The sequence below is a fragment of the Mycobacterium sp. D16R24 genome (assembly GCF_002013385.1).
Taxonomy (GTDB): Bacteria; Actinomycetota; Actinomycetes; order Mycobacteriales; family Mycobacteriaceae; genus Mycobacterium.
This window is the reverse complement of sequence record NZ_MAEV01000028.1, coordinates 71,702-96,918: the sequence shown is the minus strand read 5'-3', so window position 1 is coordinate 96,918 and position 25,217 is coordinate 71,702. Positions and strand designations below refer to the sequence as shown.

Annotated in this window: 31 protein-coding genes; 26 read left to right on the top strand and 5 right to left on the bottom strand. The window is 64.4% G+C overall.

All coding sequences use genetic code 11. The annotated features are described in order from the left end of the window. Nucleotides 1–882 precede the first annotated feature (882 nt). The 24 genes from B4383_RS22445 (at nt 883) to B4383_RS22340 (ending at nt 15,020) form a co-directional block, all read left to right on the top strand. Entirely contained in the window at nt 883–2,187 is a 1,305-nt protein-coding gene (locus B4383_RS22445; RefSeq protein WP_139360985.1) for a hypothetical protein, read from the top strand. A 74-nt stretch (nt 2,188–2,261) separates the two neighbouring features. Continuing rightward, entirely contained in the window at nt 2,262–2,699 is a 438-nt protein-coding gene (locus B4383_RS22440) for a hypothetical protein (protein WP_286150724.1), read from the top strand. Beyond that, nucleotides 2,696–3,217 (top strand): hypothetical protein, encoded by a 522-nt coding sequence (locus B4383_RS22435; RefSeq protein ID WP_078293572.1) that lies wholly within the window; start codon nt 2,696–2,698, stop codon nt 3,215–3,217. Before B4383_RS22440 ends, B4383_RS22435 begins: the two co-directional genes overlap by 4 nt. 74 nt (nt 3,218–3,291) lie before the next feature. Beyond that, nucleotides 3,292–3,534: a hypothetical protein gene (locus tag B4383_RS26470; protein ID WP_139360984.1), complete on the top strand. Its 243-nt coding sequence runs from the start codon at nt 3,292–3,294 to the stop codon at nt 3,532–3,534. 34 nt (nt 3,535–3,568) lie between these two features. Then, complete coding sequence (locus tag B4383_RS22430) at nt 3,569–3,943, top strand: hypothetical protein (protein WP_078293570.1); 375 nt, start codon at nt 3,569–3,571, stop codon at nt 3,941–3,943. Nucleotides 3,944–3,983: 40 nt separating this feature from the next. After that, entirely contained in the window at nt 3,984–4,235 is a 252-nt protein-coding gene (locus B4383_RS22425; protein WP_078293568.1) for a hypothetical protein, read from the top strand. 395 nt (nt 4,236–4,630) lie between these two features. Next, entirely contained in the window at nt 4,631–6,346 is a 1,716-nt protein-coding gene (locus B4383_RS22420; protein ID WP_078293566.1) for a DNA cytosine methyltransferase, read from the top strand. Between the two features lie 106 nt (nt 6,347–6,452). Further along, the gene (locus tag B4383_RS22415) at nt 6,453–6,773 is read left to right on the top strand and encodes a hypothetical protein (RefSeq protein ID WP_078293564.1); all 321 of its coding nucleotides are present in this window, start codon (nt 6,453–6,455) and stop codon (nt 6,771–6,773) included. A gap of 59 nt (nt 6,774–6,832) precedes the next feature. Beyond that, entirely contained in the window at nt 6,833–7,390 is a 558-nt protein-coding gene (locus tag B4383_RS22410; protein WP_078293561.1) for a hypothetical protein, read from the top strand. A 116-nt stretch (nt 7,391–7,506) separates the two neighbouring features. Next, nucleotides 7,507–7,722, top strand: a complete 216-nt coding sequence (locus tag B4383_RS22405; RefSeq protein WP_078293559.1) for a hypothetical protein — start codon at nt 7,507–7,509, stop codon at nt 7,720–7,722. Nucleotides 7,723–8,136: 414 nt separating this feature from the next. Then, nucleotides 8,137–8,358, top strand: coding sequence for a hypothetical protein (locus B4383_RS22400; protein WP_078293557.1), 222 nt, complete (start codon nt 8,137–8,139; stop codon nt 8,356–8,358). Nucleotides 8,359–9,164: 806 nt separating this feature from the next. Further along, nucleotides 9,165–9,395 carry a redoxin NrdH gene (locus B4383_RS22395; RefSeq protein ID WP_078293555.1) on the top strand — a complete coding sequence of 77 codons (231 nt, stop codon included), beginning with the start codon at nt 9,165–9,167 and terminating at the stop codon, nt 9,393–9,395. Between the two features lie 12 nt (nt 9,396–9,407). After that, a complete protein-coding gene (locus B4383_RS26810; RefSeq protein WP_176138423.1) occupies nt 9,408–9,560 on the top strand; it encodes a hypothetical protein in 153 nt (50 codons plus the stop codon). Further along, nucleotides 9,557–10,225, top strand: coding sequence for a hypothetical protein (locus B4383_RS22390; RefSeq protein WP_078293553.1), 669 nt, complete (start codon nt 9,557–9,559; stop codon nt 10,223–10,225). Before B4383_RS26810 ends, B4383_RS22390 begins: the two co-directional genes overlap by 4 nt. Continuing rightward, the gene (locus B4383_RS22385; protein ID WP_078293550.1) at nt 10,222–10,662 is read left to right on the top strand and encodes a hypothetical protein; all 441 of its coding nucleotides are present in this window, start codon (nt 10,222–10,224) and stop codon (nt 10,660–10,662) included. Before B4383_RS22390 ends, B4383_RS22385 begins: the two co-directional genes overlap by 4 nt. Next, on the top strand, nt 10,659–11,069 hold the full coding sequence (locus tag B4383_RS22380; protein ID WP_078293547.1) for a hypothetical protein: 411 nt from the start codon (nt 10,659–10,661) through the stop codon (nt 11,067–11,069). The genes B4383_RS22385 and B4383_RS22380 overlap by 4 nt, the downstream gene beginning before the upstream one ends. Further along, entirely contained in the window at nt 11,066–11,800 is a 735-nt protein-coding gene (locus B4383_RS22375; protein ID WP_078293545.1) for a hypothetical protein, read from the top strand. The genes B4383_RS22380 and B4383_RS22375 overlap by 4 nt, the downstream gene beginning before the upstream one ends. A gap of 32 nt (nt 11,801–11,832) precedes the next feature. Further along, nucleotides 11,833–12,381: a hypothetical protein gene (locus B4383_RS22370; RefSeq protein ID WP_078293543.1), complete on the top strand. Its 549-nt coding sequence runs from the start codon at nt 11,833–11,835 to the stop codon at nt 12,379–12,381. Continuing rightward, complete coding sequence (locus B4383_RS22365; RefSeq protein WP_078293539.1) at nt 12,378–12,866, top strand: hypothetical protein; 489 nt, start codon at nt 12,378–12,380, stop codon at nt 12,864–12,866. Before B4383_RS22370 ends, B4383_RS22365 begins: the two co-directional genes overlap by 4 nt. Before the next feature lie 3 nt (nt 12,867–12,869). Then, a complete protein-coding gene (locus tag B4383_RS22360; protein WP_078293536.1) occupies nt 12,870–13,169 on the top strand; it encodes a hypothetical protein in 300 nt (99 codons plus the stop codon). Between the two features lie 2 nt (nt 13,170–13,171). After that, on the top strand, nt 13,172–13,564 hold the full coding sequence (locus tag B4383_RS22355) for a hypothetical protein (protein WP_078293534.1): 393 nt from the start codon (nt 13,172–13,174) through the stop codon (nt 13,562–13,564). After that, a complete protein-coding gene (locus tag B4383_RS22350; protein ID WP_078293531.1) occupies nt 13,551–13,802 on the top strand; it encodes a hypothetical protein in 252 nt (83 codons plus the stop codon). Before B4383_RS22355 ends, B4383_RS22350 begins: the two co-directional genes overlap by 14 nt. Continuing rightward, nucleotides 13,799–14,401 carry a hypothetical protein gene (locus tag B4383_RS22345; protein WP_078293528.1) on the top strand — a complete coding sequence of 201 codons (603 nt, stop codon included), beginning with the start codon at nt 13,799–13,801 and terminating at the stop codon, nt 14,399–14,401. The genes B4383_RS22350 and B4383_RS22345 overlap by 4 nt, the downstream gene beginning before the upstream one ends. 370 nt (nt 14,402–14,771) lie before the next feature. Continuing rightward, entirely contained in the window at nt 14,772–15,020 is a 249-nt protein-coding gene (locus B4383_RS22340; RefSeq protein ID WP_078293526.1) for a hypothetical protein, read from the top strand. 148 nt (nt 15,021–15,168) lie between these two features. On the opposite strand, the gene B4383_RS22335 is transcribed toward B4383_RS22340, so the two are convergent. Next, nucleotides 15,169–15,666, bottom strand: a complete 498-nt coding sequence (locus B4383_RS22335) for a hypothetical protein (RefSeq protein ID WP_078293524.1) — start codon at nt 15,664–15,666, stop codon at nt 15,169–15,171. Beyond that, nucleotides 15,663–16,124 (bottom strand): hypothetical protein, encoded by a 462-nt coding sequence (locus B4383_RS22330; protein ID WP_078293522.1) that lies wholly within the window; start codon nt 16,122–16,124, stop codon nt 15,663–15,665. Before B4383_RS22330 ends, B4383_RS22335 begins: the two co-directional genes overlap by 4 nt. Before the next feature lie 192 nt (nt 16,125–16,316). Between B4383_RS22330 and mobF the strand changes: the two genes are divergently transcribed. Continuing rightward, nucleotides 16,317–22,715, top strand: coding sequence for a MobF family relaxase (mobF, locus tag B4383_RS22325; protein WP_176138422.1), 6,399 nt, complete (start codon nt 16,317–16,319; stop codon nt 22,713–22,715). Between the two features lie 10 nt (nt 22,716–22,725). On the opposite strand, the gene B4383_RS22320 is transcribed toward mobF, so the two are convergent. After that, nucleotides 22,726–23,493, bottom strand: a complete 768-nt coding sequence (locus B4383_RS22320; RefSeq protein WP_078293518.1) for a hypothetical protein — start codon at nt 23,491–23,493, stop codon at nt 22,726–22,728. Between the two features lie 95 nt (nt 23,494–23,588). Here B4383_RS22320 and B4383_RS22315 point away from each other — a divergent pair, with 95 nt between their 5' ends. Then, on the top strand, nt 23,589–23,888 hold the full coding sequence (locus B4383_RS22315; protein ID WP_078293516.1) for a hypothetical protein: 300 nt from the start codon (nt 23,589–23,591) through the stop codon (nt 23,886–23,888). A gap of 5 nt (nt 23,889–23,893) precedes the next feature. Here the strand turns inward: B4383_RS22315 and B4383_RS22310 are convergent, their stop codons facing one another. Both B4383_RS22310 and B4383_RS22305 read right to left on the bottom strand, forming a co-directional pair. Next, nucleotides 23,894–24,127 carry a hypothetical protein gene (locus B4383_RS22310; protein ID WP_139360983.1) on the bottom strand — a complete coding sequence of 78 codons (234 nt, stop codon included), beginning with the start codon at nt 24,125–24,127 and terminating at the stop codon, nt 23,894–23,896. An 87-nt stretch (nt 24,128–24,214) separates the two neighbouring features. After that, complete coding sequence (locus B4383_RS22305) at nt 24,215–25,039, bottom strand: hypothetical protein (protein ID WP_078293512.1); 825 nt, start codon at nt 25,037–25,039, stop codon at nt 24,215–24,217. Between the last annotated feature and the right edge of the window lie 178 nt (nt 25,040–25,217).

Here is a 25,217-nt window from a genome sequence, read left to right as displayed (position 1 = left end):
CCCCCCCCCCCGCTGCCGGATTCCGGGGCCACCGGCGGGCCGCGCGGGGTGGGGCAACGGGGGTAGAGGGGCCACGGATATCCGAAGATGATCCTGACCGAGCTATGCTAGAATTAGCCGGACATATTTGCGGCGTTATCACGCGGTCTAAACCTGTTGGTAGAGAGCGTATCAACAAATTATCGGACATAATACGACATATCGGCAATTAGCTGAACAGGCGATTGATGCCGTAATCGGTTGTAATACAACGTGATTCACAGACTGAGGTATTGCGGTATGGGCCGCGCGACATTGTCACCGCGCCCAGCCCGCGCGCATAGTCCCGCGTGCTCACTCGGATGTTGGCGCGCCACCGGCCGCTAATGGTGAATTGAGTGCGCGTCGGCCCGCCCCGCCGTCAGCCCCAAGCCCACATCTAAACGTCACTGTGACGTTTAGATGTGGGCTTGGGGGACAAGTGTATTCGCGCACGTATCAGTTCGTGCGCATCATCTCGACGAAGCGGCATTGCCGCAGGGCTCGGAACGTCGTACCGATTTTGGCTGTCCGTTGTCAAAAACGACCCGGGGCATTGTCATTCAATCTGAGGCAACCGCACCGAATTCTCATTTGGTCTGAGGCAGATTCACGATCAGTGCTGGTCCGCGACGTGCCGGGCTGCAGTTATGCGTGTCGGGTTACCCCAGATTCAATGAGAATTAGGGAACCGGCCCGAGGTCCTGTGTCCAAGATGCCGGGTTTAGCAACTCCAGCAGCGCAGCAGGTTGACGCGGCCACGAAACCAGACCGGGCGTCACCGGGGATATGAATATGTCTCTACCTGGTAAGCGGATATCACCGGGCATTGCCGGATGGCGTCGTTGGGTCTACAGTCGGCGTATGGCAACTGAGATTCGCAACACCCTGGCGTTCGGCCACGACCTCCGAGTTGTTCGAGAACAGTGGTTGGGAACGAGTAGTACGTCCATGGACGTACTCGCGGGGTGGGGCGGCCCGTCGGCGTCGCGGCAGGGTGAAATCGAGAATGGTGCCGACACAGAAATCACGGCAGACCTGCTGGGCAAATATGACACCGCCTTCGCCAAGGCCAACAGTGCGTTGTTTCCCACGGGCTGGACGGGAGATTTTCTGCGGGCCCTTGCAGGTGTGCACATGTTCCACGCGCATATCGCCCTGCTCGCTTCCAAGCTGCTCAACAGTCGCCAGCTCGAAGCCCTTCGGGCACCGGTCAATCCGCGCGCAAGCGAGCATCTCGTCATCGGCGTCACCCTCGATACCGGCGAGCCCGTGTACGCCGACGTACTCGCGCTACCGTTCGCGAAGGTCCCCCCACAAAAGTCGCTAGCTGAGAACTCCGCGCTTACATCACCCGAAACATACTGGGGCAGAAGGGCATCCGTGCCGCCACCGGGCTGCGATTTCCCTGTCGCCGCTACGCGGCTCGCACGCGAGCACATGGCCCTCCTGCTCATGCAAGAAGGCCCTGACTCTCGCCGAGCTACCGCAGAATGGTCCCGACATGCAAGCGACCGCAAGATCTATCACAACGCGGAATCACGCATCGACCCGCTCGAAGGCGTGTGGAACTTCCGTCACGCCCTCCGCCGCGCCGAGACCCTTGGTGCCCTCTCAGACCATCGCTTCCACCTGGCGTGGGCGATCTTGCTAGCCAATGCCATTGGCCTACAAGATGCTTCCCCACCTTTTGTTGCATGGATTGATACTGACCTCCGACGTATCGACACCGAGCTGGGCCGGATCGCCGCCAAGCTGCCCACGAAGCAAGCCGCTGAAATGCCGACCGGCCCGCAGGTCGTGGCCGTCGCCGAGCAGTACTTTCCCCCATACCGGATCCGGCACGAAAGTGACCAGTGGGGTGACATCGAATTCACCGGTAGCGAGGATGGCATCCAGTGGTCCGGTCTGCCGGACGAGGCCGACGACTCCGACATCCCGATCGTTCCTCAACCTGGGGACCTGCTGCTCCACGGGGGCCCAGCTTCCCTCGCCGCAGTACTCGATGACCAAGGACACCGGGTCATACAGATGAACCCTGACGCGCTAGTCGGCCACAGGTCCGATCATCAATACCAAGTCGCGCGATGGTTCCCCTTCCCCAGTGACCCTGACCTGGCGTTAATCCACACCGAGAGCGCCTCGTGGCAGCCCGTCCAGATGTTCTGACCCCCATTAGGTCACGGCACAAATAGAGCCATTTCCACCCAGTGTATCGAACGGTTGTTCGATACACTGGGTGCGTGAGAACAAAGCAGGCTCTCCGCATCCAGCACACGGTTGGGGACCTCGTGGGCAGCATCCCAAACCTTCTCGGCACCGTCGTCATCGAGAAGTTCACCCTCCACGAGCGGCCCGTCATCTTTACCCCCGCCGAGGTTGCCGCCAGGATCGCGGCCGTACTGCCTGATGCGCTTCGCCAACGGGGCTACGCCATCGTTGAGCTGCCGCGGGTCGAACCGGACGGCTTCGGCGGCCGGTGTGTCCGCGTACCGCTTGTTGCCCAACCGTGGGCCGACGGCGAAATCCGAATCGACATGACCGCCCACACAGTCGCCATCGTCGGGATTCCCTCGCGGCTACTCATCGCCGATGTGCCAGTAGTGGCGACGGCACTTTTGAGCGCACACTACGAGCACGGCAAGACCAGCGCACGTCAACCAGATAGGAAACACAGGTGAGCGATACCGGAACCCAAACCCCCGAGCAAATCGGTACGACCCCACCACCAATCGACAGCTCGCAATTTGAGCGCCTCAAAGGTCAAGTCCAAACCGATGTCCGCGGTCTGCAAATATTGCTCTTCGTAGGGTTTTTCATCGTCATCGTGAGCATCGCTCTCGGCGGTGCCCACGTTGAAAATCGGATAGATGACCTCCAGCGCCAGCTCGATGAGGCATCCGTGTCCTATGAGCCGTTGATGCAACTCCTTGACGCTGGCACTCATTGCTACGACAGCGGAGCAGCGGCCTCCGCTGCGCAACTGAGGATCTTCACTGCGGCCGACAACGCCGACCTCGAATATCGCATCGACGACACCATTGCAGGGCTCGACAAGCCGTACAGCATGATCCCATCCATGCCCTCAGTAGCGGCCCATCCCACCGTGTCCAAAACCGAGCGCAACTTCCAAGGCAAACTCTGCTTCGACGTCAAATGGCCTAACGATAAGAAGCCCCGCTGGGCTGGTGGGTATTAATCCTCAGCCCGATAGTCGATCTCGCTGCTGTTGGCACATGTGAATCTGTCGGTTTGGTGGTGCAGAATTCACGTATGACTGATGCCGATTGGACGACGATCAACGTCGCGCCCTTAGCTCCAGGAATCTTCGTAGACAGCGGCTCGGATCTCGAAACCAAGGAGCCCCGCCCGGTGGTGTGCCTGCTGCATCAAAGCAAAGGGACCGATAGCCGTGTCGTCCTGGGCGTGCTGGATGCCTATGCGGGGGTCGTAGATCCTATAGCTGACGTTCACCGAATCACTTGGCACCCAAATTGGGGCCCCGGCCCGGCGTAGTCCTGGCGAGCCGATGACGATGAAGGAGCCTGGGATGCCCGGACCAACCGAACCGGATGCCGACACCGTGTGCGCGGCAATCAGAGAGGGCCTTGCTATCGAGCTGCCGCGTGACGAGGTTCCCTACATGATTACCTGGGAGTCGCTGGCGCAATCCGTCTCTGAGTCACGTCGACTCGGCTGGGGATTCCCACGTCACGCTCTGGATCCGCTGCAGAGGCCGGCGCATCTGGACTTGAACGCCGACGCCCAGGTTCGTTTCCCTCATATCTTCTCGATGCTCGCCGATTGGAACGTGAATGAGGCGACGCTAAGCAACTTGCGTCAGTTACTCAACGCCAACCCGCAGATCGACACCTGGGCGTCACTTCGCCAGCACCTTTCTGCGCCGTGCACCGATGCCAGCTGATCTTGGTTTGCCCTCTCATGGAACTACCGATGGAGCCGGTATGCGCCCCAGAGCCGAATGCCCCGAATACCTGGCCAAGGTACTGGAGTCGATGAATAAGGACCTGGTTGTTGAGCTGAGACAGCCCCGCCCCTATATCGGCGATGCTGCCCATGCCTATGTCGATTTCACCTCTAAGGTGTCCCGCGTTCTCGCGGCCGCGGGGATCGAGGCAGACCCACTGCGCCGCATTTCAGAGTTCTCCACAGCCGAGCTACTGGAGGAGCTGCGCCGGCGACATTCGCGGGATTGACTTGCTCGACGCCGGGATCACACCCTGTAGCGCGATCAACGAGTTGGCTCCAGTAATCCGGCGCCGAGACTTGGCGTGATGGTTACGTTGATGGTGCTTCGCGCTCTCTGTGCGCCGAGGCAAGCTCGGCGATTCTAAGGACCGGGCGGCCAGGGCCGCCCGGGCTCAAACCCTTCTTTTGCCTTCTGGCCTTCCGATTTTGACCGGCGGTGCCCGGCGCACAACCACTGACTCAGCGGCAAGCCGCTTCGGCCCAAGGGCTCAAAAAACTTTTCCGCTCTCCCAAGTTCGCCAAGGCGCTCCGCGCCGGCTCACGCGGAAAACTTTTCCGATCAGAAGTTGTGCTCTGGGCCCCTAATGCCGGTCTTTATCTCCAATGCCAGAAGGCAAAAGAAATGGGCACCAACGACATTCGGGAGCGGACCATGACACTGACCCTCACAGACCTGTTCTGCGGCGCAGGCGGCTCAAGTACCGGCGCGATCAGCGTTCCAGGTGTGGAGGTCGCCGTCGCCAGCAATCACTGGCAGCTAGCGATCGAGACCCACAACACCAACCACCCCGACGCCGACCATATCTGCGCGGACCTGAGCCAAATAGACCCCCGCGTCTTCCGCAACACCGATCTGTTGTGGGCCAGCCCCTCATGCACCAAACACTCTGTGGCCCAGGGCAAACGCCGTCAAGACGCGCAACCAGACCTGTTCGGCGAAACCCTGCCCGACGAGGCCGCCGAACGTTCGCGCGCCACCATGTGGGACGTCGTACGATTCGCCGAGTACCACGACTACGCGGCCGTCATCGTCGAGAACGTCGTCGAGGTCTACCTCTGGCCGCCGTTCCAAAGCTGGCTGATGGCCATGCGGTCGCTGGGCTACGTCGATCAGATCGTCTACCTGAACTCGATGCACGCCCAGCTGTTCGGAACAGGTGCACCCCAGTCCCGCGACCGGATCTACATCGTGTGGACCAAGGCCAAAAACAAGCGTCCCGACCTGGCACGCGTCGTCTCCCCCAACGCCGTGTGCTCCGAATGCGGCCCGATCCGGGCCCTGCAGTCCTGGAAGCGACTGGACCGGGCACCGTGGGGCAAGTACCGCAGTCAATACGTCTACCGGTGCCCGAACGTGAAGTGCCGCAACCAGATCGTTGAGCCGCTCTACCGTCCGGCCGCTGACATCATCGACTGGAGCCTGGTCGGTACCCGCCTCGGGGACCGCAAGCGTCCGCTGGCCGACAAAACCATGACCCGGATCCGCGCAGGGATCGAACGCTACTGGGGACCGGTCCTGGTCGAGGCCGCCGGAAACACCTACGACGCCGCCGATCCGCGCCACCCCGCCTACGGCCGCCCCGACGGCTACATGCGGGCATGGCCCACCGGCGACCCGCTGCGCACCGTGCACACCACGATGTCCAAGGCCCTGGCGATCCCCGTGGAAGGACGCGAAGGCAAGGGTGCAACACCAATGTCCGAAGCGCTGCGCACGATGACCACCCGCAACGAAACCGGCCTGCTGGTCCCCTGCGGCGGAACATGGCGCGACGAAGCCGCCAGCCTCGCCGAAGCCATGAGCACCCGCACCACCCGCGAAACCGACGGTGTGGCGTTCGCGCCGTTCATCGCCGAGCTACGCGGCGGCAGCTGCGACGCCCGCGCCGTCGCAGACCCGCTGTCCACCGTCGCCGCCTCCGGTAACCACCACGGCCTGGTCACCTCGTACTACGGCAAGGGCGGCACCCGCACCAGCGACGACGCCCTGCCGACCGTCACCGCGATGGAAAAGCACGCGCTGCTCATGCGCAACAACACCGCTCGCGGCGATCAGGGCCAAATGAGCACGCCCGTCAGCGAGTACATCCGCACCGTCACCACCTCCGGACACCAATCGCTGCTCACAGCAGGGCGTCCCACCATCGACGTCAACGACGTCTACTTCCGGATGCTCGAACCCCGAGAAATCGTGGCGGCGATGGACTTCCCCGACGGCTACACCATGCTCGGCAACCGCCGCGAGCAGGTTCGCCTGGCCGGAAACGCCGTCACCCCACCGGCCGCCCGCGACCTCGTGGGCGCCGTAGTCGAAACCCTCCACGGAGCGGCCGCCTAAGTGAGCGGGCTGGTGCGGACCGACCAGCGGCCCGCACCACACCCCCGCCCACCACCTCGTTTCCGCCCGCTGATTCCCGCTCTAACGCCCTGAAAGAACACCCCCGATGACAATGCAGCCCGACCCCATCCTCACCGACCTGCTGGCCCAGGAAATCCAGATCCAGGAAGCCATCACCAAGCAAGCTGCCCGAGTCGTTTACGACTTCATGACCCAGCACGATCTGCAGGATCTGCAGACCGGCACAGACCGGGTGATCCCGGCAGGGCACGAAACCGACGAGCAGCTCGTCGGCGCCGTCAGCCGCGTGCCCCACGAACTTTTCAACTGGGATGGCGGCACCGTCAACTACCACCTGCCCCGCGCCGCCATCGCCGACTATCTCGGCGCCCAGACAGCCGCCGCCACAGGAGGTCCCCGCCACTGACCTACCCGCGCCGCGCTACCCCGACCCCTCACCAAGAAATAGTCCACAAGGAGGACACCATGAATTTCCTGCATACCGATACCTCACGCACCCGACCGATCGGAAACCTGATCGCCTACGCCGAAACCCCCGGGAATTGGTTCTGGCCCATCCACGACGAACACGTCGCCCATGTCGTCACCAACCACGAGCCCCGGCGAACCTGGCGACAACTGATCGGCGAACTCAGGGAAACCATCGAACTCGCCGAACGCATCATCGCCGCCGCCGAGAAACTCCAGCCAGAAGCCAGACCCATTGTCGGCAAATGCATCCCGCTCCCGTCGAAGTTCGTGGCCGCCTTCATCGCTGAAGCCGAATCGCACAACCCCGAGCAAGACGAGTACCCGCTCGACATCGGCCTGCAGGACCCCAAGACGATCCGGCTCAGTAACGACTGCCCCGGATTTAGCCCCGTGTTACGCGTAATCCGCGACAAGCAGGGCCGCCACACCGTGCTCGTCGGCCATGACGGCAAGCAGAAGATCCCCGCCGTCCAAGCCTCCGCCGACATTGACCTCACCGACCCCGTGGCCGCTGCCCACACCGCAATCGAGTGCTGGCACCACACCCTCTGACCGCCCACCCTCGATCGTCGAGTCGCGCGGGCGCAATCCCGCGCGACCGGCGGACGGCCACCTCACGGCGGCCGAATCGTAGATCGCGCAATACCAACCAACCGAAAGAAGCCACCATGAAATTCGCACTCCGCTCCTTCAGAGCCAGCCCCGCCGCCAAACTCTTCAACACCCTGGAGGCACTCGACGACGCAATCCAGCGCGCCCACAAAGCAGCAGATCGCCTCGCGGCCGCCAACCCACAGGCAGTGACCGCAATCCACGACCACCTGCGCCACGCCACCAACTCAAACCAGGCCGCCTACAAGCAGGTGATCGAGAACCTCATCTGACCACCGAGCTGCGTGTGCGGCCAACCTCTCAGCGCACGAGGCAGCCGCACACGCAGCTCGACAACGACCCACCAAGTACCCGACCTGAAATAGCAACCCCCAGATCACAACACGTCGTCGCACTAAGCACGTCCGACGCCCGGCCGCCTGACGGCGTCCAAATCCGTAGCTACTCACCTTTATTCAGTCAGCAGGGTGGCGCAGCGTACTCGGCCGGGGGCCCGAGCTGTCAACCCGAGCCCGGGCGCGGTGTCGGCGGCGGAGGACATTTGTGGCCCTACCAACTCGCTGCCGCTCGCGGGCCACAAATCCGCCGACACGCCCCCAACCTCTAATGGGTTGACAGCCCACCCTCGTCCGAGTCCACCGCACCCAAGCGCTGACCGACAGCGCCCAAACGGAAAGGACAAGACCATGACCGCTCTCGCCCACAACCCCCAGGTCACCACATCCCGCCAGTTCTTCGACAGCCTCTACGACACCCAGACGGCCCTGGAAAACGCCCGGATCTACCTCAGCCGCCGCCGGACCATCAGCACCAACGACACCGCCCGCGCCGAGATCCGCCACCTACTCGACCAGGCCCACAAGCTCACCGCCCAGGCCACAGGGCTAGCCCTCCAAAACCTCACCTAACCCCCCAGCACCCCGCCTGCTGGCCGGAGCCCACCATAGCCCGGCCAGCAGGCGGTCACCAATTCCCTACGCCTATCCGCGAAACCTATCTTCCGGAAACAACCGCACCTATCTAAACCCCGATAAAGGACGCTCAAATGCCGTTACCAACGACGCTGAATGCACGCATATTGCGACAATTCAACAACCCTCCCAATAACAACATTCGTTCACGATATAGGCACCGTAAAAAACGCTACCGACAAGCAGGTCCGGGCACCAGTTCACCCACCGACCCCCCCAACCCAGGGTGGTTACGTTGATGGTGCTTCGCGCTCTCTGATCGCCGAGGCAAGCTCGGCGATTCTAAGGACCGGACGGCCAGGGCCGCCCGGGCTCAAACCCTTCTTTTGCCTTCTGGCCTTCCGATTTTGACCGGCGGTGCCCGACGCACAACCACTGACTCAGCGGCAAGCCGCTTCGGCCCAAGGGCTCAAAAAACTTTTCCGCTCTCCCAAGTTCGCCAAGGCGCTCCGCGCCGGCTCACGCGGAAAACTTTTCCGATCAGAAGTTGTGCTCTGGGCCCCTAATGCCGGTCTTTATCTCCAATGCCAGAAGGCAAAAGAAATGGGTGTCAAACCAGACCAAGCAGGGGCGTGCAGCCTAGCACCAACCGGCAAGAATTCAACAAAGAGACTTTGCAAACGACACGCCGAGACCTTAACAAATTCACAGAAATAAAGAGGTTAAAAATGTTGAGCATCGAATTTGCTGGTAATAAAATTGAGGCACAGCGTAAAACAACCGCACACGAAAAGGAAAAGGCCATGAATAACCCGGTGACCGTCTACACCAAGCCCGCATGTGTCCAGTGCAACGCAACGTACAAAGCCCTCGACCGCCAGGGCATCGAGTACGCCGTCGTGGACATCACCGAGGTTCCCGAAGCCCGCGACTACGTCATGGCTCTGGGTTACCAGCAAGCCCCCGTCGTCGTCGCCGGAGACGACCACTGGTCAGGATTCCGGCCCGACCGCATCAAAGCCCTCGCCGCGTAGAAGGCCAGAGCAATGATCACCGCACTCGAACTGATCGTCGGCATCGCCGCCTTCCTGACGATCTACGACTTCGGAATCTACAAGCCGCTCAAGAGATACCAGCCCATCTACGAACTGCACCACCAAGCCGAACTGGCCGCCCGAGACGAAAGGAGCCGCGCATGAGCGCCGCACACGCCCGCGACAACGTGGTCCCGATCAACGCCGCCGCGGCCGCCAACCCCGCTGACGACTGGAACCCCGACGCCTCCCTGCCCGAGGACATCGAAGCTGAAATCATCACCAACCGCTGGAACTCCGAAATGCAGCTGCTCGGAGCGCTCATGTGGCTGACCGCCGCCGAGGTTCAACAGATCCTCACCTACGTCCACGACGACGACATCTGGAACCCCCAAACCCGTTGGGCCATCGAGATCATCCGCGCCGTCACCGCCGACGGACAAGACCCCAACCCCACCATCATCGCCGCGGCCGCCAAGAAGCAGCCCCCAGCAGGAGAGAGCTTCCCCGGCATGCCCCGCGAATGGACAGTCGGCGGCCAAGGCAGCCGCTACCACCGGCTGACCCTGCACGTCGCCAACGCCTACACCAACGTCGTTGGCTACGGCACCACCGCCTGCTTCCACGCCGGCGAAGTACTCGACGACTCCTACCGCCGCGCCTTCCTCGAGCACGGCATCCGCATGCAGCAGATGGCCGAAGCCATGGCCGATGTCGAAGACCTCACCGACTACGCCACCGGCTACTTCCGCGGCAACCTGCGCGACATCTGGACCCGCCGCAACCAACTCATCAAACACCGCCACACCACCAAGGAGACCAACCAGTGATCACCCTGACCCTCACCACCGAAGAACGCAGCAGCCGCCACGACTACCAGCAACTCGCCGCCAGCGCCGACGAGCTAGCCCTGCACTATCGCACCACCGAAGCCAGGAAAAACCAAGAGGCCGAACAACATACCTCCAGCGCCAACTACTGGCGCCGCCGCGCCGACGAAGCACGTGAGCGTCACCGCGACCGCCTGGCCGCCGACCACGCCGCGGCCGCCGACGACCACCAGGAGCAGGCCGCCGAATGCGAGAAGCAAGCCGTGGCCTACGCCGACGTGGCCCGCTACATCGAGGGCATCACCACCGCCACCGAGCTGTGGCACCTGACCTATCACTACTTCGGTTCCGACGCCCTGCCCGCACCAAGGCAAACCAGCGAGCAGTGCTGGCGCTGCAACCCGCACCTGCTCGACACGAAAGCAGGCGCCCGATGAGCACCACCAACGACGGATACACCGGCGACCGCTACTACGACGACCTCGAATACCTCGGCGCCCCATGCGGATACTGCCGCGAGTACAACTGCCAGGGCGCCAACGGCGGCGGAGAGTGCCCCGAAAGCCCGCACTACCCCGACGACAGCCCCGACTGGTGCAACTGCCCAGACATCGATAACTGCCCTGTCAACCTGGCCATCTGGGCAGACGATGCACCACCGAACCGGGACGTCGTACGCGCCTTCCATGACCCGCTGCGCCGCGCGGAGGCCCGCGACAACCTGCGTCACAGCCTGCGCGAGCTGCGCAAGCACCCAGGCAAGCGCTGGGCCTACCGAGGTCTGCGCTGGTCAATTGGCTACTCCATCGACACCTACCGAGCCACGAAAGGCCGTGCACGATGAGCGCTCCCCAGACCACCACACTGTCTGCCAACGCGCGCTACCTGTTGAGGGAAATCCTGCGCAGCATTCCTGGCAGCCACGCGCAGTGGGCTGACATCCAGGACATCCTCGAAACCGACACAGTCCACATAGACGAGCTGCTCCGAGTCCTGGCCACCGTCGGCGCATCTGTACAAACGATCGTCGTCACCGCCGATCGCGAGCTGGCGCAACTACGCAGGGAGCGCGACACCGTCCGCTCCTACCTCGGCACCACCGCCAGCCTGACCGATCTCGTGCCCGCGGGAGCAGCATTCGCCGCACGGGCCTGCAACATCCAACCCTTCGACATCGACGCCGAAGCTCTCCGGCAATGGATCTTCGCCATCGGTGCCGACACCGTCATGGACAAGCTGCCCGTCTACGGACACCCGCTGCTTCCGCACAGCACAACCCCGACCGCCGAACTCGCTGAGTTCATCGCGGATGCGTATGCCGAGCGCGTGCTCATCGCCGATCCGCGCCTCACGCTCGACATGTTCGTCGCCGACTCCATCGACGGCCTCGGATACCACGTGCGGATCCTCAACCGGCAGTGCCCCGCACAGAGGTTCGGGCTCATCGGCGTGTGGACCGCCTTCGAATTCGCGGACCTCGAAGCCGGTGTCTTCGACCAAGCGATGCGCTACCTGACCGACGTCACCAACGCCGCCAACGAAGTTCTAGAAGCGATCAACCGCCCCGGTCTGTGACCGACAACCCCGCTACAGAAGGAGCACCAGCTGTGACTGCCACCGACGATTTCCAAGCCCATTGGCCCGCGCCGAAGCTCGACAACCTCATCGACGACATGTATGGCCACTTCCCTGCCATCGAATACGAACGCAGCGACGGTGAACGTGTCATCGTGCAGATGTACGAGGACGGAACCGGCCGCCTCGTCATCGGAATTAACGGCACCGAAGGCGCCGACATCGTCGTAGAAGAAGACGACGAATCAACAGCTGCCGTGAACCTGACGGCCTTCCAATGCACCACCGATCACGAAGTCGACCCCGACACCAGCGACTGGGCGCGGATCAACGAGGTGTCGCAAGAACATCATTGGCGGCACTACCGCAGCGGTCAGCGCGAAACGACGACGATCTACGAACGTCCCGGGCAGCGCCTGGTAATCACCTACTCTCCTAGCGGCCGCGTCACCCACGCCGTGCTCGTGCCGACAGCGGCGGCCAACGCCGCCGGAGCCTGGACGCATTTCGTTGGCCGCGACCGCGCCGCCCAAGTCCTCGCCGCCGTCACCGCCGCGCCCAAAGAGCAGGCCGCCTCATGAAGACTCTCGAATTCAAATGGACCGAGCTCGCCGAACGAACCAAGCGTGTACTCGTCCCGGACAACTACCAGCCCGCCCCGGCGTGGAAGGTCCACGAGCAAGTAGACGAGCTTGACGACCACGGCACCCGACGTGTCATCGACCGCAGCGACGTAACAGTTACCGCGGCCGACTACGACCCGGATGCCGAGGTCCTTGTCGAAGATCCCGACGAGAAGCGTTACACCGCCGCCATCTACGACCCCGGCCGCCCCGACAGTGAACCCGCATGGGAATGGCTGCGACCAGCGACGCTACGCAACGTCTTGGCCGCCGCGCTGGTCGAGATCCAGAACGCCGAACCGCGTGCCGTCTTCACCGAGACCCTCCCGAACGCCGTCTACCACGTCTACGCCACAACCGGCGGACTCATCGACAAGAAGCCCATCGGCGTAGTCGTCGTCGAGGAAGCCGACACCAACCACGCGACCACGAAGGAGGACTGACCGATGCCCACTCACGTTGTCATCGAGCACAAATGGAAAGTGACCGTGCACTGCCCTGAGAACACGCAACGCGTGTCCTCCACGGCCTACCGGCCCGAGGTCGAGCTGCTGCCCGTACGCGTCGAATGCGAATGGACGCAGGGCAAAGCCGAACCTGTCTATCAGTTCTGGGGACCACGAATCCTCAAGACCGGTGTCCCCGGGCGGCCCATCGACGGCACGGCCAACCGCGCCGACCAGGTACCCGACTGGGTGCTCAAAATGCTCGACCCGTACAAGCCGATCTGGAATCAGGAGGCCTGAGCATGTTCACCGCACCCTTGAGCGCGCCCGAGTACGAACGCGTCGTGCAACTGCGCTACAGCCGGCCGCGCACGCCCGGCTGGGTCCTGCGCGACACCGATCACAGGCTGCGCGGCTGGCACTGGCTCGACCGCGCCGACGAGCACTGGTCCAACGCCGATGCCGCCTACCGCTCATTCATGCCTGACACGAAACGCCGCTACTACCTCACCAAGTGCGGCTGGTCAGTCGAGCGCGTCGAAAACAGCGAGCCCTACCTACTGGAGCTGCTCCGCATCACACGCGGCGAACCCCTACCCGAGATCCCGTCACCACCCGAAGGCCAAGAAGACGCCTTCGACCTTCTCTCCGAAACCGATTCCAGCCCTGAGGAACCCCATCATGCGGACCAGTGACCTGCATACCGACACCGTCGACTGGCTGGCCGTCGACCACGTCACCGAGGACGGCGCAGACCTGCACCTCATCGAGCCCGAACGCGCCGAAGCCGCCCGCCGCATGCACCGCCAAGGACTCACCGCACCCCAGATGGCCGCACGACTTGGCGTCACACCCAAGGCGCTACGCCGAATCCTCCAGCGCGCAGGCCTGAGCACTCCAACCGAACCGGCCGCCGAGCAGGTGGCTGCATGAGCACGCCACCGATACCCGATCCTGCCGTTGCGCCCACGACGATCGCATTCAATTTGCCGCTACCTATGGATGTTGTCGTGACGCTCACCAGCGCCATCGGCGTCTTATATCCCGAGGCGATGATGGATGCCACCGGAGCCCGTCCGCACCAAATCATGATGCACATCCCCCATGATTCGCGTTGCCGGTCCAAGACGGCGGCCGCCAAGATCCGTGCCGCCAAGGCTTATCTGGAAGACGAGCACGAAGTGCTGATGCGCAGCTTCGGGCCCGGCAACCAGATGAGCGCTGACCTACCCCTGTATATGGCTGACACGCTGCTGGCCGGAGCCCGCGCCTCATTCGCCGAGAACCCCGACGCCCCCAATTACGTCGAGTACGCCGTCTACGACAAGCGTGATTCGCGCGAGTACGTGATCACCGTGGCGCACCGCGCCGGCCAAACTCCACACCAGTTGCGCCAGAAGGCCGAGTCAGAGCGCGACATGGCCCTGGCCGCCCTTGCCCGCCTGACCACGATGGCCGCCGAGAACGACACCGTCTCGTCCCAGGACATTCGCGCCGTGCTGGATTCAGACACCGGGCCCGCGGCCCAGTAGCAGTTCGGTCACTAGGGCGTGCACGATCCCGAACTGCGCTGCACGTGACCTCAGTTCGCTGAGGGAGTCGGCGCGCCCCGCGCGACCGACACGGTCGCCGCTGACGCGTCGCCCAATCCGTAGCCGCTCACCTTTATTCAGTCAGCAGGGTGGCGCAGCGTACTCGACCGGGGACCCCGGCCCGTCAACCCACATCCGGGTGCGGTGTCGGCGGCGGAGGACATTTGTGGCCCTACCAACTCGCTGCCGCTCGCGGGCCACAAATCCGCCGACGCCCGCACCCGGACTCTTCGGGGTTGACGGGCCACCCTCGCCCGAGTCCACCGCACCCAGCGCTGACCGACAGCGCCCAAAACGAAAGGACCCCACCATGACCAACCTCGCCAAGATCCGCGACATCGCCGTCACAACCGCAGCCAGCGCACTCACAGCTAGCCTGGCCTACGCACTCGCCACAGCCAGAAACGATCTGGCCAAGGCCGACGGCGAGCACGGCGGCTGGGTAATCCAACGGGCCGAGGAGCACGCCGAGCTCATGGAGAACTACGAGATCCAGCGCGCCCAGGCCCGAGCCGAGCACGACGCCATCATGGCCCGGATCACCGCCAGCCCCGCCTAGCCATCAGCCCACAGCGGGCGGCCCACCTCCACCCGGAGACCTGGGCCGCCCGCTCTCGGCGTTGTCACATTTCATGCAGCCCCAACGAGTCTGGGCCACCCTTCGAATCGCTACTCGAGAAGTGGCCCAGCGCCTAACCCAGGCTCGGTCAATCGAAAAGTGTCGGCTCCCCGGTCTCCAACAACGCGGCCCGCACCGCGGCGTCGTTCCAGCCGCCCGACACGGCCGCGCGTAGCGCGCGTGCTCGTGCCGCCCGCGCCTGCATCGACATGAAAAGGTGCCGACCGCCCCGGCCCTTGCGGGCCATGTCGAGCATGTTGTCCAACTGGGTGCCGATCACAATGTGAGGCGCGCCATCATTGCGCCGCGACCGCACACACACCGGGTTATCGCACGTGACATGACGGGCGCAGTCGCCCGCCCGAATCACGCCAAGCTCTAACGCCAGCGCGTACCGGTGCGCGCTGATAACGACAGGACCGCTCGGCCGGTTCACCCAGAACCGGCCGTAACCACTATCAGCGATAGCCCCTGTCCAGATATCGCAATCGCTCGGTGTCGGGCCTTGAACTACCTTGGCCCGAAACCGAGCGATCTCCCGGCGATGCGCGACGGGATCGACGACAAACTCGGCGCGGTCGGTCACGACGCGACCGGCGCCGCTTCCGTCGCGACCTCAACTACCTCCGGTTCCACCGGCGCTGGCGCCGGGGCCGGTGGTGCTTCGGTCTTCCTCTCCGGCGCCTGCTGTGGCAGCGCGTCGAGCAGCTTGCGCAGCTCGCCGCGACTGATCTCCAGCAGCTCGATCATGTCGCCCTGTGTCTGTCCTTCCTCCAGAAGCACTTTCACCTGACCGGCCTGCTCAAGCACCCGGCCCGACTCGCGCTCTTGCAGCTCGCTGACCCGCTCGCGCAGCTTCTCTAGCCCCGCAAGCTTCTCCAACGCGTCCTTCAACTCGGCGCGATCGGACGCCGCCTCGTCTTCCAGAAGGAAAAACGACTGCATCGCCGATTCGATCCGCTCTTGTTTCTTCCTACGCTCCGCGGTCTTGGCCAGCACGCGGTCGCTCGCGCGCCGGCGAGCCGAAATCTCTGCACCTGCCATTTCCCTAGCCCTCCTCATCAGACCTAACCGTTGCTCCTCGACAGACCCCACGGCCTCTCCCATTCATCGCAACATCGCCTACCCCCAACTTCTACAAACCCCGACCCCGACGACCCCTCCCCAGCCAGACCAAGACCCACAGACCTCTTGCACTTAGGTCACGAAATGATAACGCCTGCTACGATGCGTTCTGTGACCGCGACTTGTCACAAACTGACAGCCGGGGACGGGTACGAATACCTGACCCGGCAAGTCGCCGTGCACGACAGCACGGAGAAAGGCCGCATGGCCTTAGCGGACTACTACCACGCCAAAGGCGAATCGCCCGGCCAGTGGATCGGCTCAGGGCTTGCCGCACTGCACCAACCAGTAGGGCGCGAACTGACCGACGAGCAGCTCGAAGACTGGATTGTCGAAGAAGGCTCGGAAGTCACCGCCGACCAAATGAAGGCACTGTTCGGCCTCGGACAGCATCCCAATGCCGAGAAGATCGCCACCAAAGCTGTTGGCGCAGGCATACATCCAGATGTCGCGAAAACTATCGGGAACCTTGGCCGACCGTTCCCGATCTACACCGGATCCTCCGAATACCGCAAGGCATGCGCCGAGGCGTTCAGCACCTACAACGAGAGCATCGGCCAACCCCGTGATGCCGCAGTCGAACCCGACATGCGTGCACTCATCCGCACCGATGTGGCCACCGACATGTTCACCAAGCAGTACGGCCGCGCCCCCGATCAGCGCGAGCTCGCCGGATTCATCGCCAAGCAATCCCGGCCCGCCACCACCGCCGTCGCGGGCAACGATGTCACATTCACCCCGGTCAAATCGGCGGCCAGTTTGTGGGCAGTGGCGCCCACCCCGGTGCGCGAACAGATCGAACTCGCCCACGAGATGGCCTGGCGCGACGCGCTGCGATCCGGGGAGGAAAACGCCCTGTTCTCGCGCATGGGGTCAGGCGGAATCCAACAGGTCGACACCCATGGATTCATCGGCACCGCGTTCGTTCACCGTGACTCCCGCGCCGGGGATCCCAACCTGCACACCCACGTCGCCCTGAGCAACAAAGTGTTGGCAACCGGCACCGATGGCATCCCGCGATGGCTCGCCATGGACGGGCGGCCCTTCTACAAATCCATCGTCGCGATGTCCGAAACGTACAACTCGCGGTTCGAGGCCTACATGATCGAATTCCTGGGCGTGGAGTTCGCCGAGATGCCCACCGAGCCCGGCAAGCGGCCCATCCGCGAGATCGTCGGTATCTCACGCGAATTGATCGAGTTCTGGTCCAAACGCGCCAAAATGATCGACGACCGCCTCGCCCAACTGACCGTCAAATTCCAGCAAGAAGTAGGACGCGAACCCACCGCCGCCGAGGCCTACGACCTGTCCCAGCGCGCCACCCTGGAAACACGGCAAGCCAAGAAGTCACCGCGCTCCTTCGCCGAGCAGCGCCACACCTGGCATGAAGAAGCCGTCCGCATCTTGGGCTCCGAACACGCGCTGGCCGAAATGCTGACCAATACCCTCGATCGCCAACACGAGCAGCTGTTGGAGCGCGTCAGCGACGAATGGGTCACCGAACATAGCGCCGCGATCCTGGACACCTTGGCCCAAACCCGCGCCAAATGGCAGTGGGCGCACGTGCACGCCGAAGCCTGGCGCATCGCCCGCGCCGAAGGCGTTGCCCACCAAAGCGACATCGCCGAACGCCTCACCACCGCGGCCCTAAACCAATCCGAGCGTGTCGCCTCCAGCTCGCTGGACGGCGACCTCAACGAACCGGACTACCTGCGCCGGCGCAACGGCGAATCGGTGTACACCACGCACGGCACCGACATGTACACCTCCGCCGAGATCATGGCCGCCGAAAAACGCATCGTGGCCGCCTCCAAATCCAGCGGAGCGCGCAGCCTCGATCACCGCACCATCGAGATGGCTTTGCTCGAACACGCCGCCAACAACGATTTCGCGCTCAACGCGGGCCAGGCCGCCATGGTCCGCCAGCTGGGCTCCTCACACGCCCGCGTGCGGCTGTGCCTGGCCCCGGCGGGCACCGGCAAGACCGCCAGCATGAACGTGCTCGGCCGCGCCTGGACCGACAGCGGCGGTACCGTCCTCGGTTTGGCGCCCACCGCCTCGGCGGCCAAAGTCCTCAGCGACGACATTCACTCCGTCGCCGACACCCTCGCCAAATACGTGTTCTGCGTGCAGAACCCGGACAAGCCCACACCCAAATGGTTCGACGAAGTCGGCCGGGACACCCTCATCGTGGTCGACGAAGCAGGCATGGCCGGAACCTTGGACCTCGATGTGCTTGTCGCCCACGCGCAATCGCGCGGCGCCACCGTCGTCCTCATTGGCGATGATCAGCAGCTCGCCTCCATCAGCGCCGGAGGTGTGCTGCGCGACATCGCGCACGAAACCGGCGCCATCACGTTGACCACCCTCGTGCGGTTCAAAGACCAAGCCGAAGGCGCCGCCGGCCTCGCGCTGCGCGACGGTGACACCGCGGGCATCGGCTTCTACATCGACCACGACCGGGTACACATCGGCTCCGATGCGGCCGCCGCCGACATGGCCTACAAGGCTTGGCATGCCGACCGGGCCGCCGGGATCAACACGATCATGCTCGCCCCCACCACCGAAACTGTCGCCGAACTCAACGACCGCGCCCAAGCCGACCGCATCGCCCGTGATGGCATCACCGGCCGCGCCGCCGCGCTGCGCGACGGCAGCACCGCCTACGCCGGCGACATCGTGTTCACCCGCAAGAACGCGCGCTGGCTGCCGCTCTCGCGCACCGACCACGTCCGCAACCGGTACCGCTGGCTGGTGCGCGAGGTCCACAAAGACGGCGCCCTGACCGTGCAGCTGCTCGGCAACGACGACAAACCCGGCCGCACCGTGCACCTGCCCGCCGACTACGCCGCCGCCCACGTCAGCCTCGGCTACGCGGCCACCGTCCATGCCGCCCAAGGCATGACCGTGATGAGCTGCCACCTCGTCGGAGCCTCCACCCTGACACGCCAACTGCTGTACGTGGCCATGACCCGCGGCCGCCTCAACAACCACATCTACTTCTCCACCGCCGAACACGACCCGCACAAAATCGTCAGCCGCAAGGCCGTCGTCCCCGACACCGCCGTGGACGTGCTGTCGTCGATCCTGGCGCACGACGGCGCCCAGCAGTCCGCCACCACCGCCGCCCGCGAAGCCCGCAACCCGTTCCTGCGCCTGGCCCACGCCGCACCGGCCTACAGCGATGCTGTCGGCTCCAGCGCCGAGCACCACGTCGGCCCCGAAGTGATGGCCCAGATCGACAGCGGCTCAGAAAAACTGCTGCCCGGACTGACCCAATGGGAAGCCTGGCCCGCACTGCGCAAGCAGCTCGCACTCATCGCGATCGAGAACGGATCGGCCGCCGAAACCCTGCGCGAGCTCAAAGACGCGATCGACGAACGCGAACTCGACAGCGCCGACGACGTCGCGGCCGTGCTGCACTGGCGCATCCGAGGCAACCTCGATGGCGGCCCGCTGCCCTGGATGATCACCATCCCCAGGCAGCTGCCCGCGCCGATCCGCGACTACCTCGGCGCCCGGCACGCCCGCGTGCGCGAACTGGCCGCAGAGGTCCAAGAGCAGGCCATGAACTGGACGGCGGCCACTGTCCCGGTCTGGGCACGCGCCTTGCACGCCGTCGCCCCAGAGCTGACCGCACGCGTCGCGGTCTGGCGCGCCGCGCTCGGCGTCGAAGACAGCGACCGGCGCATCACCGGACCCAAGCAGTACGCCGTGGCCACCCGCCGCTACCAACAAAGACTTGAGGCCGCGGTCGAAAGCAGACTGCACGAAGTCGTCACCGACGAGCACGGCTGGCGCGATGCCATCAAACGGATCGAGCCACGCATCCTCACCGATCCGTACTGGCCCGACCTGGCCGAGCACCTCGATGCCGCCGACCGGGCAGGCCTGAACGTGCCCCAACTTCTGGCCGCCGTCGCCGACCGGCCCCTGCCCGACGAGATGCCCGCAGCCGCCCTGTGGTGGCGCCTCTCGCGTGAACTGGCCCCCGCCTCGGCGGCCAGCGCGCACTCGTATCAACGCCCCGCCTGGACCTCACACCTATATAGGCTCCTGGGCCCCGCCGTCGCCGAATACACCCTCGCCGACCCCGCATGGCCCGCCCTGGTCGCCGCCGTCGACTCGGCCGACCCCAAACAGTGGCGGCCCACCGAACTGCTCGACGCCGCACACGATCTGCTCGTCTCCGGCGCCAACGGCAACCATGTGCGGCCCAACGAATGGGCACAAGCTTTGACCTGGCGTGTGGAACTGCTGCTGAGCCCGATCCCCGATGTCGATCTGCACCACGGCGATATCGAGCCGCCGCTGACACCCGAACAACACGAGCAAGCCGCCGCGCACTTCCCCGACCCGCAGGCCGCACCCACTGCCGCCCCCGAGCCGACGCATCACCACAGCGCCGACGACGACTACCTGTCCAGCCTCGAAGACCTGGCCCCGCCCGAGGACGAACTGCACCAGGCCGAGCCGTACCTGACTGATGACGAATACGAATCCTTGGACTTCGCCGACCTGTCCCCGCGCCGCCCCGAGCCTGCAGCACCGGATCTGGTGGCGCTCTGGGAATCCGAACGCGCCCTGCACCAGCAGCTCGACGAACTCACCGCCGCCAACAACGACCCCAGCCATTGGGCTACACCGCACCTGGCGGCCCTGCGCGACGAATACGCGGCACTGCTGGCCGAACTGCGCCGCCAGGCCCCCCACCACGAGGCGATCACCGCCGCCTACCAAGACTGGCTGGGCGCCGACCGCGACCTGCACGCCGCACAGGCCCGCCTCGATGACGCCGCCCGCGCCACCCCGGCAGGCGGCGAGCTCGACGCTGACCATCCCGCCCAACGCGAGCTGCAGACAGCCATCACCACCGAGCAGCGCACCCGTCAACTGCTCGACGAAGCGCGCGCCGACCTAGAGACCTTCCTGGATGGCGCGCGCCCCGTCACCGACGATCTGCTCAACCAACTCGTGCAGCAAGCCGCCGATGACGACACCCAACTGATCACCGACACTCGCGACAAGCTGGCGCGCACCAGCAGCCAAATCCGGGCCGCCGAACACACCGCCGCGCTGGCCTTCGCCCAGACACAGCGTGCCGCCGACGAACAACACATCGTCAACGAACTGACCCGAACCCGGCTCGAATACACGCTCCTGGAAGACGCCGCCGCGCGCCCCGCCCGCACACCACGGCTCTCGGTGGCCGCCCAAGGCATCACCGAAACACACGCCGAGGCCGCCGCGATGCTCGGCCGCTCCCCCTACACCGTCAACGTCCTGACCGGTGACCGCGCCGCCACCCAGCCAGTGCTGCGGGCACTGTCGGCCGCCGCCCAACAGCAGCAGCGGCCCCTGGTCGTGGTGGCCGCCACCGACACCGCCGTCGCCGACGCGCTGGCCGCCGGCCTGGCACCCACCGGATACCGAGCCGACCAGATCCCGCAGGGCACCCTCGATGCCGCCACCGTCCTGGTCCCCGACGCCGCAACCTGGGACCTGCCCCAACTTCACGCCCTGGCCGCCGACGCCCGCGGCGAACACGCCAAACTCGTCCTTGCCGGCGACATCGAAACAGCCGCCGCCACACCCCAATTCCAGACCCTGGCTGCCGAGCTGCCCTGGACCCAGACCGCCGAAGCCGACACCAGCGGACTGCTGGCCGCCGACCCGCAACTGCGCCGCGACGCCGCCCGCCAGCTCGCCGAACGCGGCAACCTCACCGCCGCCGCCGACATGCCCACCGCCCAGCGCGCGGCCATCGACGCCCACCAACGCGATCTCGCCGAAGGGCTCGACACCGTCATCGTCACCACCCCCGCCCTGGCCGCAGAACTCAACACCCGCATCCACGACCAACGCGGGGGCCAGCGCCACCCCGTCGGCTGGCATCAGCTCGGCGTCGGCGACATCATCACCACCACCGCGCCCATCGCCGCCGCCGACGGCTCCCCCATCGCCTCCGGCGGACGTTGGCGCATCACCGCACTCGACGACAGCGCACACACCGCAGCGGCCACCCTCCTGGATGACCCGTCGATCACCATCACCATCGACGCCCACACCCAGATCGAACTCGGATACGCCCAATCCACAGACCAATACAGCGACAACCCGCGCGCAGAACGCATCCACCTACTCGCCGAAACCCCCACCGAGCGAACCCAACTGGCACCCGCGACCCGCAGCCAGGCGCACCTATATGTCATCGCCCCTGATACACGGGCCGCCCAGGACGCCATCAGCGAGGCCGCCGAACACGACCCCCGGCCCGCATTCGGACTGGACACCAACCTGGCCGCCGCACAACACAACATCGCCCGCGAGCAGCCCGTCACCGACCTCGACCAACTCGCGCTGCGACTGGCCGACAAACGCGACGAACTGCGCCGCGCCCGCACCGTCGACCACCAAGACTGGCTACGCCAACAACAACGCCTGGCCGCCGCCCGTCAGCGCGCCACCAGCCGCGACCGCGACAACAGCGGCCCCGACCTCTCCCGTTAAGCGCTACCACCTACCGCCGATACGGCTCGATCGCGCCGTCACTCACATCAGGTTCATCGCGGCGCCGATCATGATGCACACCGTCAAAATCGGTGCGCCGTGCGCTCCCCCAGTCAATCCCGTGATCACGACACACCCAGCACCGCTTGGACTGCCATTTGAACGGATCCACGCAATGCAGCTTCCACCGCGCCGCATGGATACGTGCGTTAGTGCTGTGGTCCAAACAGCGGCAATCACCGCCTGTGACGCTGTCCAAACGGGCCATCGCCGCCCGATACAGCTCCATACCGATACCCAGATCGGCGTACCGCCAGACCGGCGGATCATTCGGAAACAGCGGGCGTTCAGGGCAATCCGGCAAGCGCAGCGCCTCAAGCTTCATCGACAAGGTGTTGGCCGGAATCCTCACACCCATCGGCGCCGTGATCCTCACGCGCAAACCGGAATAGCAGCTCTGATACTTCAACGAGATGTGGCTGTCCGGCCGAGGTGCAGCAGGATTCATCTGCCAACAGAGATGACTTCGCAGCGCCGCAGCCCGATCGGCCATCAAGACCTCGACGGCTGCCTCAACGCCCTCTTCTCCGCGCAACTGTTCGGCTCCGCCGTGCTCCACGATCAAGGCGACCAAGACTTGCCGCTCCGCCGCAGACATGCGCGGATCAAACGGATTACTCCGGCTGAAAGCCAACTGGTGAGCACCGTCGCCAAACTTGCCGGTGACCCACCGATCGAGCTCGATAATGCCCGGATCACGGGCCGTACCCATCTGCATACCCCGACAGTAAGTCGGAGAGCGGAAAAACGGCGGCGACACGGTATCGGCTGCACAGCCGCCCCAATCACCCCCCGCCGATCTACCATCGAGGCATGAGCAACACAGAGCGGCCCGACGTGATCGGCGCACTGGGCGCCGCTGCTGGCCTTCGTGCACGCGTCGATGACCAGATCAAGAAACTCGGCCATGACCCCGTCGCCGAACTCATCAACGACATCGACCCCAACCTATCCCCGGCCGACCGCTTCAAAGCAATCAGGGACAAACTCGCCGACCACATGGAACAAAACCCGCCCACTGCCGAATCCCTGGCGGCATCCGCCGCCGCGGCAAGAAACGGCGCGGCCATGGCGCATGCCGTCGAAGACATCTGGGACAACCCCAAGCAGTAACACTGCTACTGGCCGTATACGTGCCTCGGGTTGATGGCACACGCACACTGACCCGGAGTGTTACGCACCAGCACCGCAGCGCCTACGCCGACCGTCGCCAGCACTGCTGCGACCAAAACCCCTGCGACCAAGCGAGTCCACCAGCGCCAACCTTGCGTTCGCACTGCGGTCCACAACACCCCGATCACTGCGAAGGCGATGCCTGCGATGACATACGTGGCCAAATCCCACCCGCCCACTATCATGTAATCCTCTCTTCAACAACAGGATTAAGGCTTTCAATAGAGACAAGCCGCTAGGTCGCCGCGCTGGCCGGTTTGTGCGGTCTAGCACTCGACCTGCCACCCCGAAAGGCCTGGCGCGTATCCATCGTCATGGATGTTCTCGGCCATCCGGCCGCCGGCGATCAGCAGTGAGTCGATGCGCTGCGCAAGCTCGCGGTCCACCTCGCGCGTCGCGTAGAACCCGAACGGATCGACCGTGATACGGCCGTCCTCGGCAACCCACAGACTCACATCCATATGCGCGTCCGGATCAACCGTTCGCAGCAGGGTGAATGCTTCGGCGATGGACTCCCACGTCGCCCCGAAGTTGTTGGCCAACATGTCATGATCGGGAACCAGCGCATCTGGCCGCTGCTCGATCAAACCTGGCCAGTCCACCGCGTGACATGTGCGACCCCAATTCGGCCACGGGCCCTCAGGGCCGCTAAAAACGGCGCCTTCCAACGCTTCACGAAGCCACAGCGCCACGGGCGCATCGGCTGCCAGAACGTACGTGTTGCCATGACCGCACGCCAGACCACTCGATGTGGTCAGCGTCAAACCGCAACAAACTAGGTGATCTGCCACCGCGAGCGCCTCCGGTGTGAACGCCGCCCGCTCCGCATCCCAAGCTGCCTGCTCCTTCGCTTCCCAATCAGCCTTGAATGCCGCACACTCAGTGCAACCGCTCACATGAAGCAGACTGCTCACACGGGTTCGGTACTCGCCGCCGCCGAAACTCCCCGAAATGTCCGCCAATCGTAGGCAGTTGTCGGAATCAGGCTGCGCAACAAGAACTGCCGCGGTCGGACTAGCGGCGTCGTAGCCGAATTGCACCTCATCATCAACGAGAAAATGGTATCGGCTGACATCACCAGGTGGTTTCATCACAACGTCTCCTTTTTCATCGGCTAACTGGACAGGCGCCCAAGGCTTGTCAGTCTCTTGCTGCCGCTGATGCGTATCGGCCGATCGTCGGATCGTCAGCGGAAAGACTTGGCTTCTGAGATCGAGGTCAATGGAGCTTTCCGGTCCATCCCGTTGATCACAGACACGCAGGTGAAGT

Excerpts from the sequence above, each read along its gene's own strand:
- B4383_RS22445 (WP_139360985.1), top strand. The coding sequence starts at position 883 with ATGGCAACTGAGATTCGCAACACCCTGGCGTTCGGCCACGACCTCCGA.
- B4383_RS26470 (WP_139360984.1), top strand. The coding sequence starts at position 3,292 with ATGACTGATGCCGATTGGACGACGATCAACGTCGCGCCCTTAGCTCCA.
- B4383_RS22430 (WP_078293570.1), top strand. The coding sequence starts at position 3,569 with ATGCCCGGACCAACCGAACCGGATGCCGACACCGTGTGCGCGGCAATC.
- B4383_RS22425 (WP_078293568.1), top strand. The coding sequence starts at position 3,984 with ATGCGCCCCAGAGCCGAATGCCCCGAATACCTGGCCAAGGTACTGGAG.
- B4383_RS22420 (WP_078293566.1), top strand. The coding sequence starts at position 4,631 with ATGGGCACCAACGACATTCGGGAGCGGACCATGACACTGACCCTCACA.
- B4383_RS22415 (WP_078293564.1), top strand. The coding sequence starts at position 6,453 with ATGACAATGCAGCCCGACCCCATCCTCACCGACCTGCTGGCCCAGGAA.
- B4383_RS22410 (WP_078293561.1), top strand. The coding sequence starts at position 6,833 with ATGAATTTCCTGCATACCGATACCTCACGCACCCGACCGATCGGAAAC.
- B4383_RS22405 (WP_078293559.1), top strand. The coding sequence starts at position 7,507 with ATGAAATTCGCACTCCGCTCCTTCAGAGCCAGCCCCGCCGCCAAACTC.
- B4383_RS22400 (WP_078293557.1), top strand. The coding sequence starts at position 8,137 with ATGACCGCTCTCGCCCACAACCCCCAGGTCACCACATCCCGCCAGTTC.
- B4383_RS22395 (WP_078293555.1), top strand. The coding sequence starts at position 9,165 with ATGAATAACCCGGTGACCGTCTACACCAAGCCCGCATGTGTCCAGTGC.
- B4383_RS26810 (WP_176138423.1), top strand. The coding sequence starts at position 9,408 with ATGATCACCGCACTCGAACTGATCGTCGGCATCGCCGCCTTCCTGACG.
- B4383_RS22390 (WP_078293553.1), top strand. The coding sequence starts at position 9,557 with ATGAGCGCCGCACACGCCCGCGACAACGTGGTCCCGATCAACGCCGCC.
- B4383_RS22380 (WP_078293547.1), top strand. The coding sequence starts at position 10,659 with ATGAGCACCACCAACGACGGATACACCGGCGACCGCTACTACGACGAC.
- B4383_RS22375 (WP_078293545.1), top strand. The coding sequence starts at position 11,066 with ATGAGCGCTCCCCAGACCACCACACTGTCTGCCAACGCGCGCTACCTG.
- B4383_RS22365 (WP_078293539.1), top strand. The coding sequence starts at position 12,378 with ATGAAGACTCTCGAATTCAAATGGACCGAGCTCGCCGAACGAACCAAG.
- B4383_RS22360 (WP_078293536.1), top strand. The coding sequence starts at position 12,870 with ATGCCCACTCACGTTGTCATCGAGCACAAATGGAAAGTGACCGTGCAC.
- B4383_RS22355 (WP_078293534.1), top strand. The coding sequence starts at position 13,172 with ATGTTCACCGCACCCTTGAGCGCGCCCGAGTACGAACGCGTCGTGCAA.
- B4383_RS22350 (WP_078293531.1), top strand. The coding sequence starts at position 13,551 with ATGCGGACCAGTGACCTGCATACCGACACCGTCGACTGGCTGGCCGTC.
- B4383_RS22345 (WP_078293528.1), top strand. The coding sequence starts at position 13,799 with ATGAGCACGCCACCGATACCCGATCCTGCCGTTGCGCCCACGACGATC.
- B4383_RS22340 (WP_078293526.1), top strand. The coding sequence starts at position 14,772 with ATGACCAACCTCGCCAAGATCCGCGACATCGCCGTCACAACCGCAGCC.
- B4383_RS22330 (WP_078293522.1), bottom strand. The coding sequence starts at position 16,124 with ATGGCAGGTGCAGAGATTTCGGCTCGCCGGCGCGCGAGCGACCGCGTG.
- B4383_RS22320 (WP_078293518.1), bottom strand. The coding sequence starts at position 23,493 with ATGCAGATGGGTACGGCCCGTGATCCGGGCATTATCGAGCTCGATCGG.
- B4383_RS22315 (WP_078293516.1), top strand. The coding sequence starts at position 23,589 with ATGAGCAACACAGAGCGGCCCGACGTGATCGGCGCACTGGGCGCCGCT.
- B4383_RS22305 (WP_078293512.1), bottom strand. The coding sequence starts at position 25,039 with ATGAAACCACCTGGTGATGTCAGCCGATACCATTTTCTCGTTGATGAT.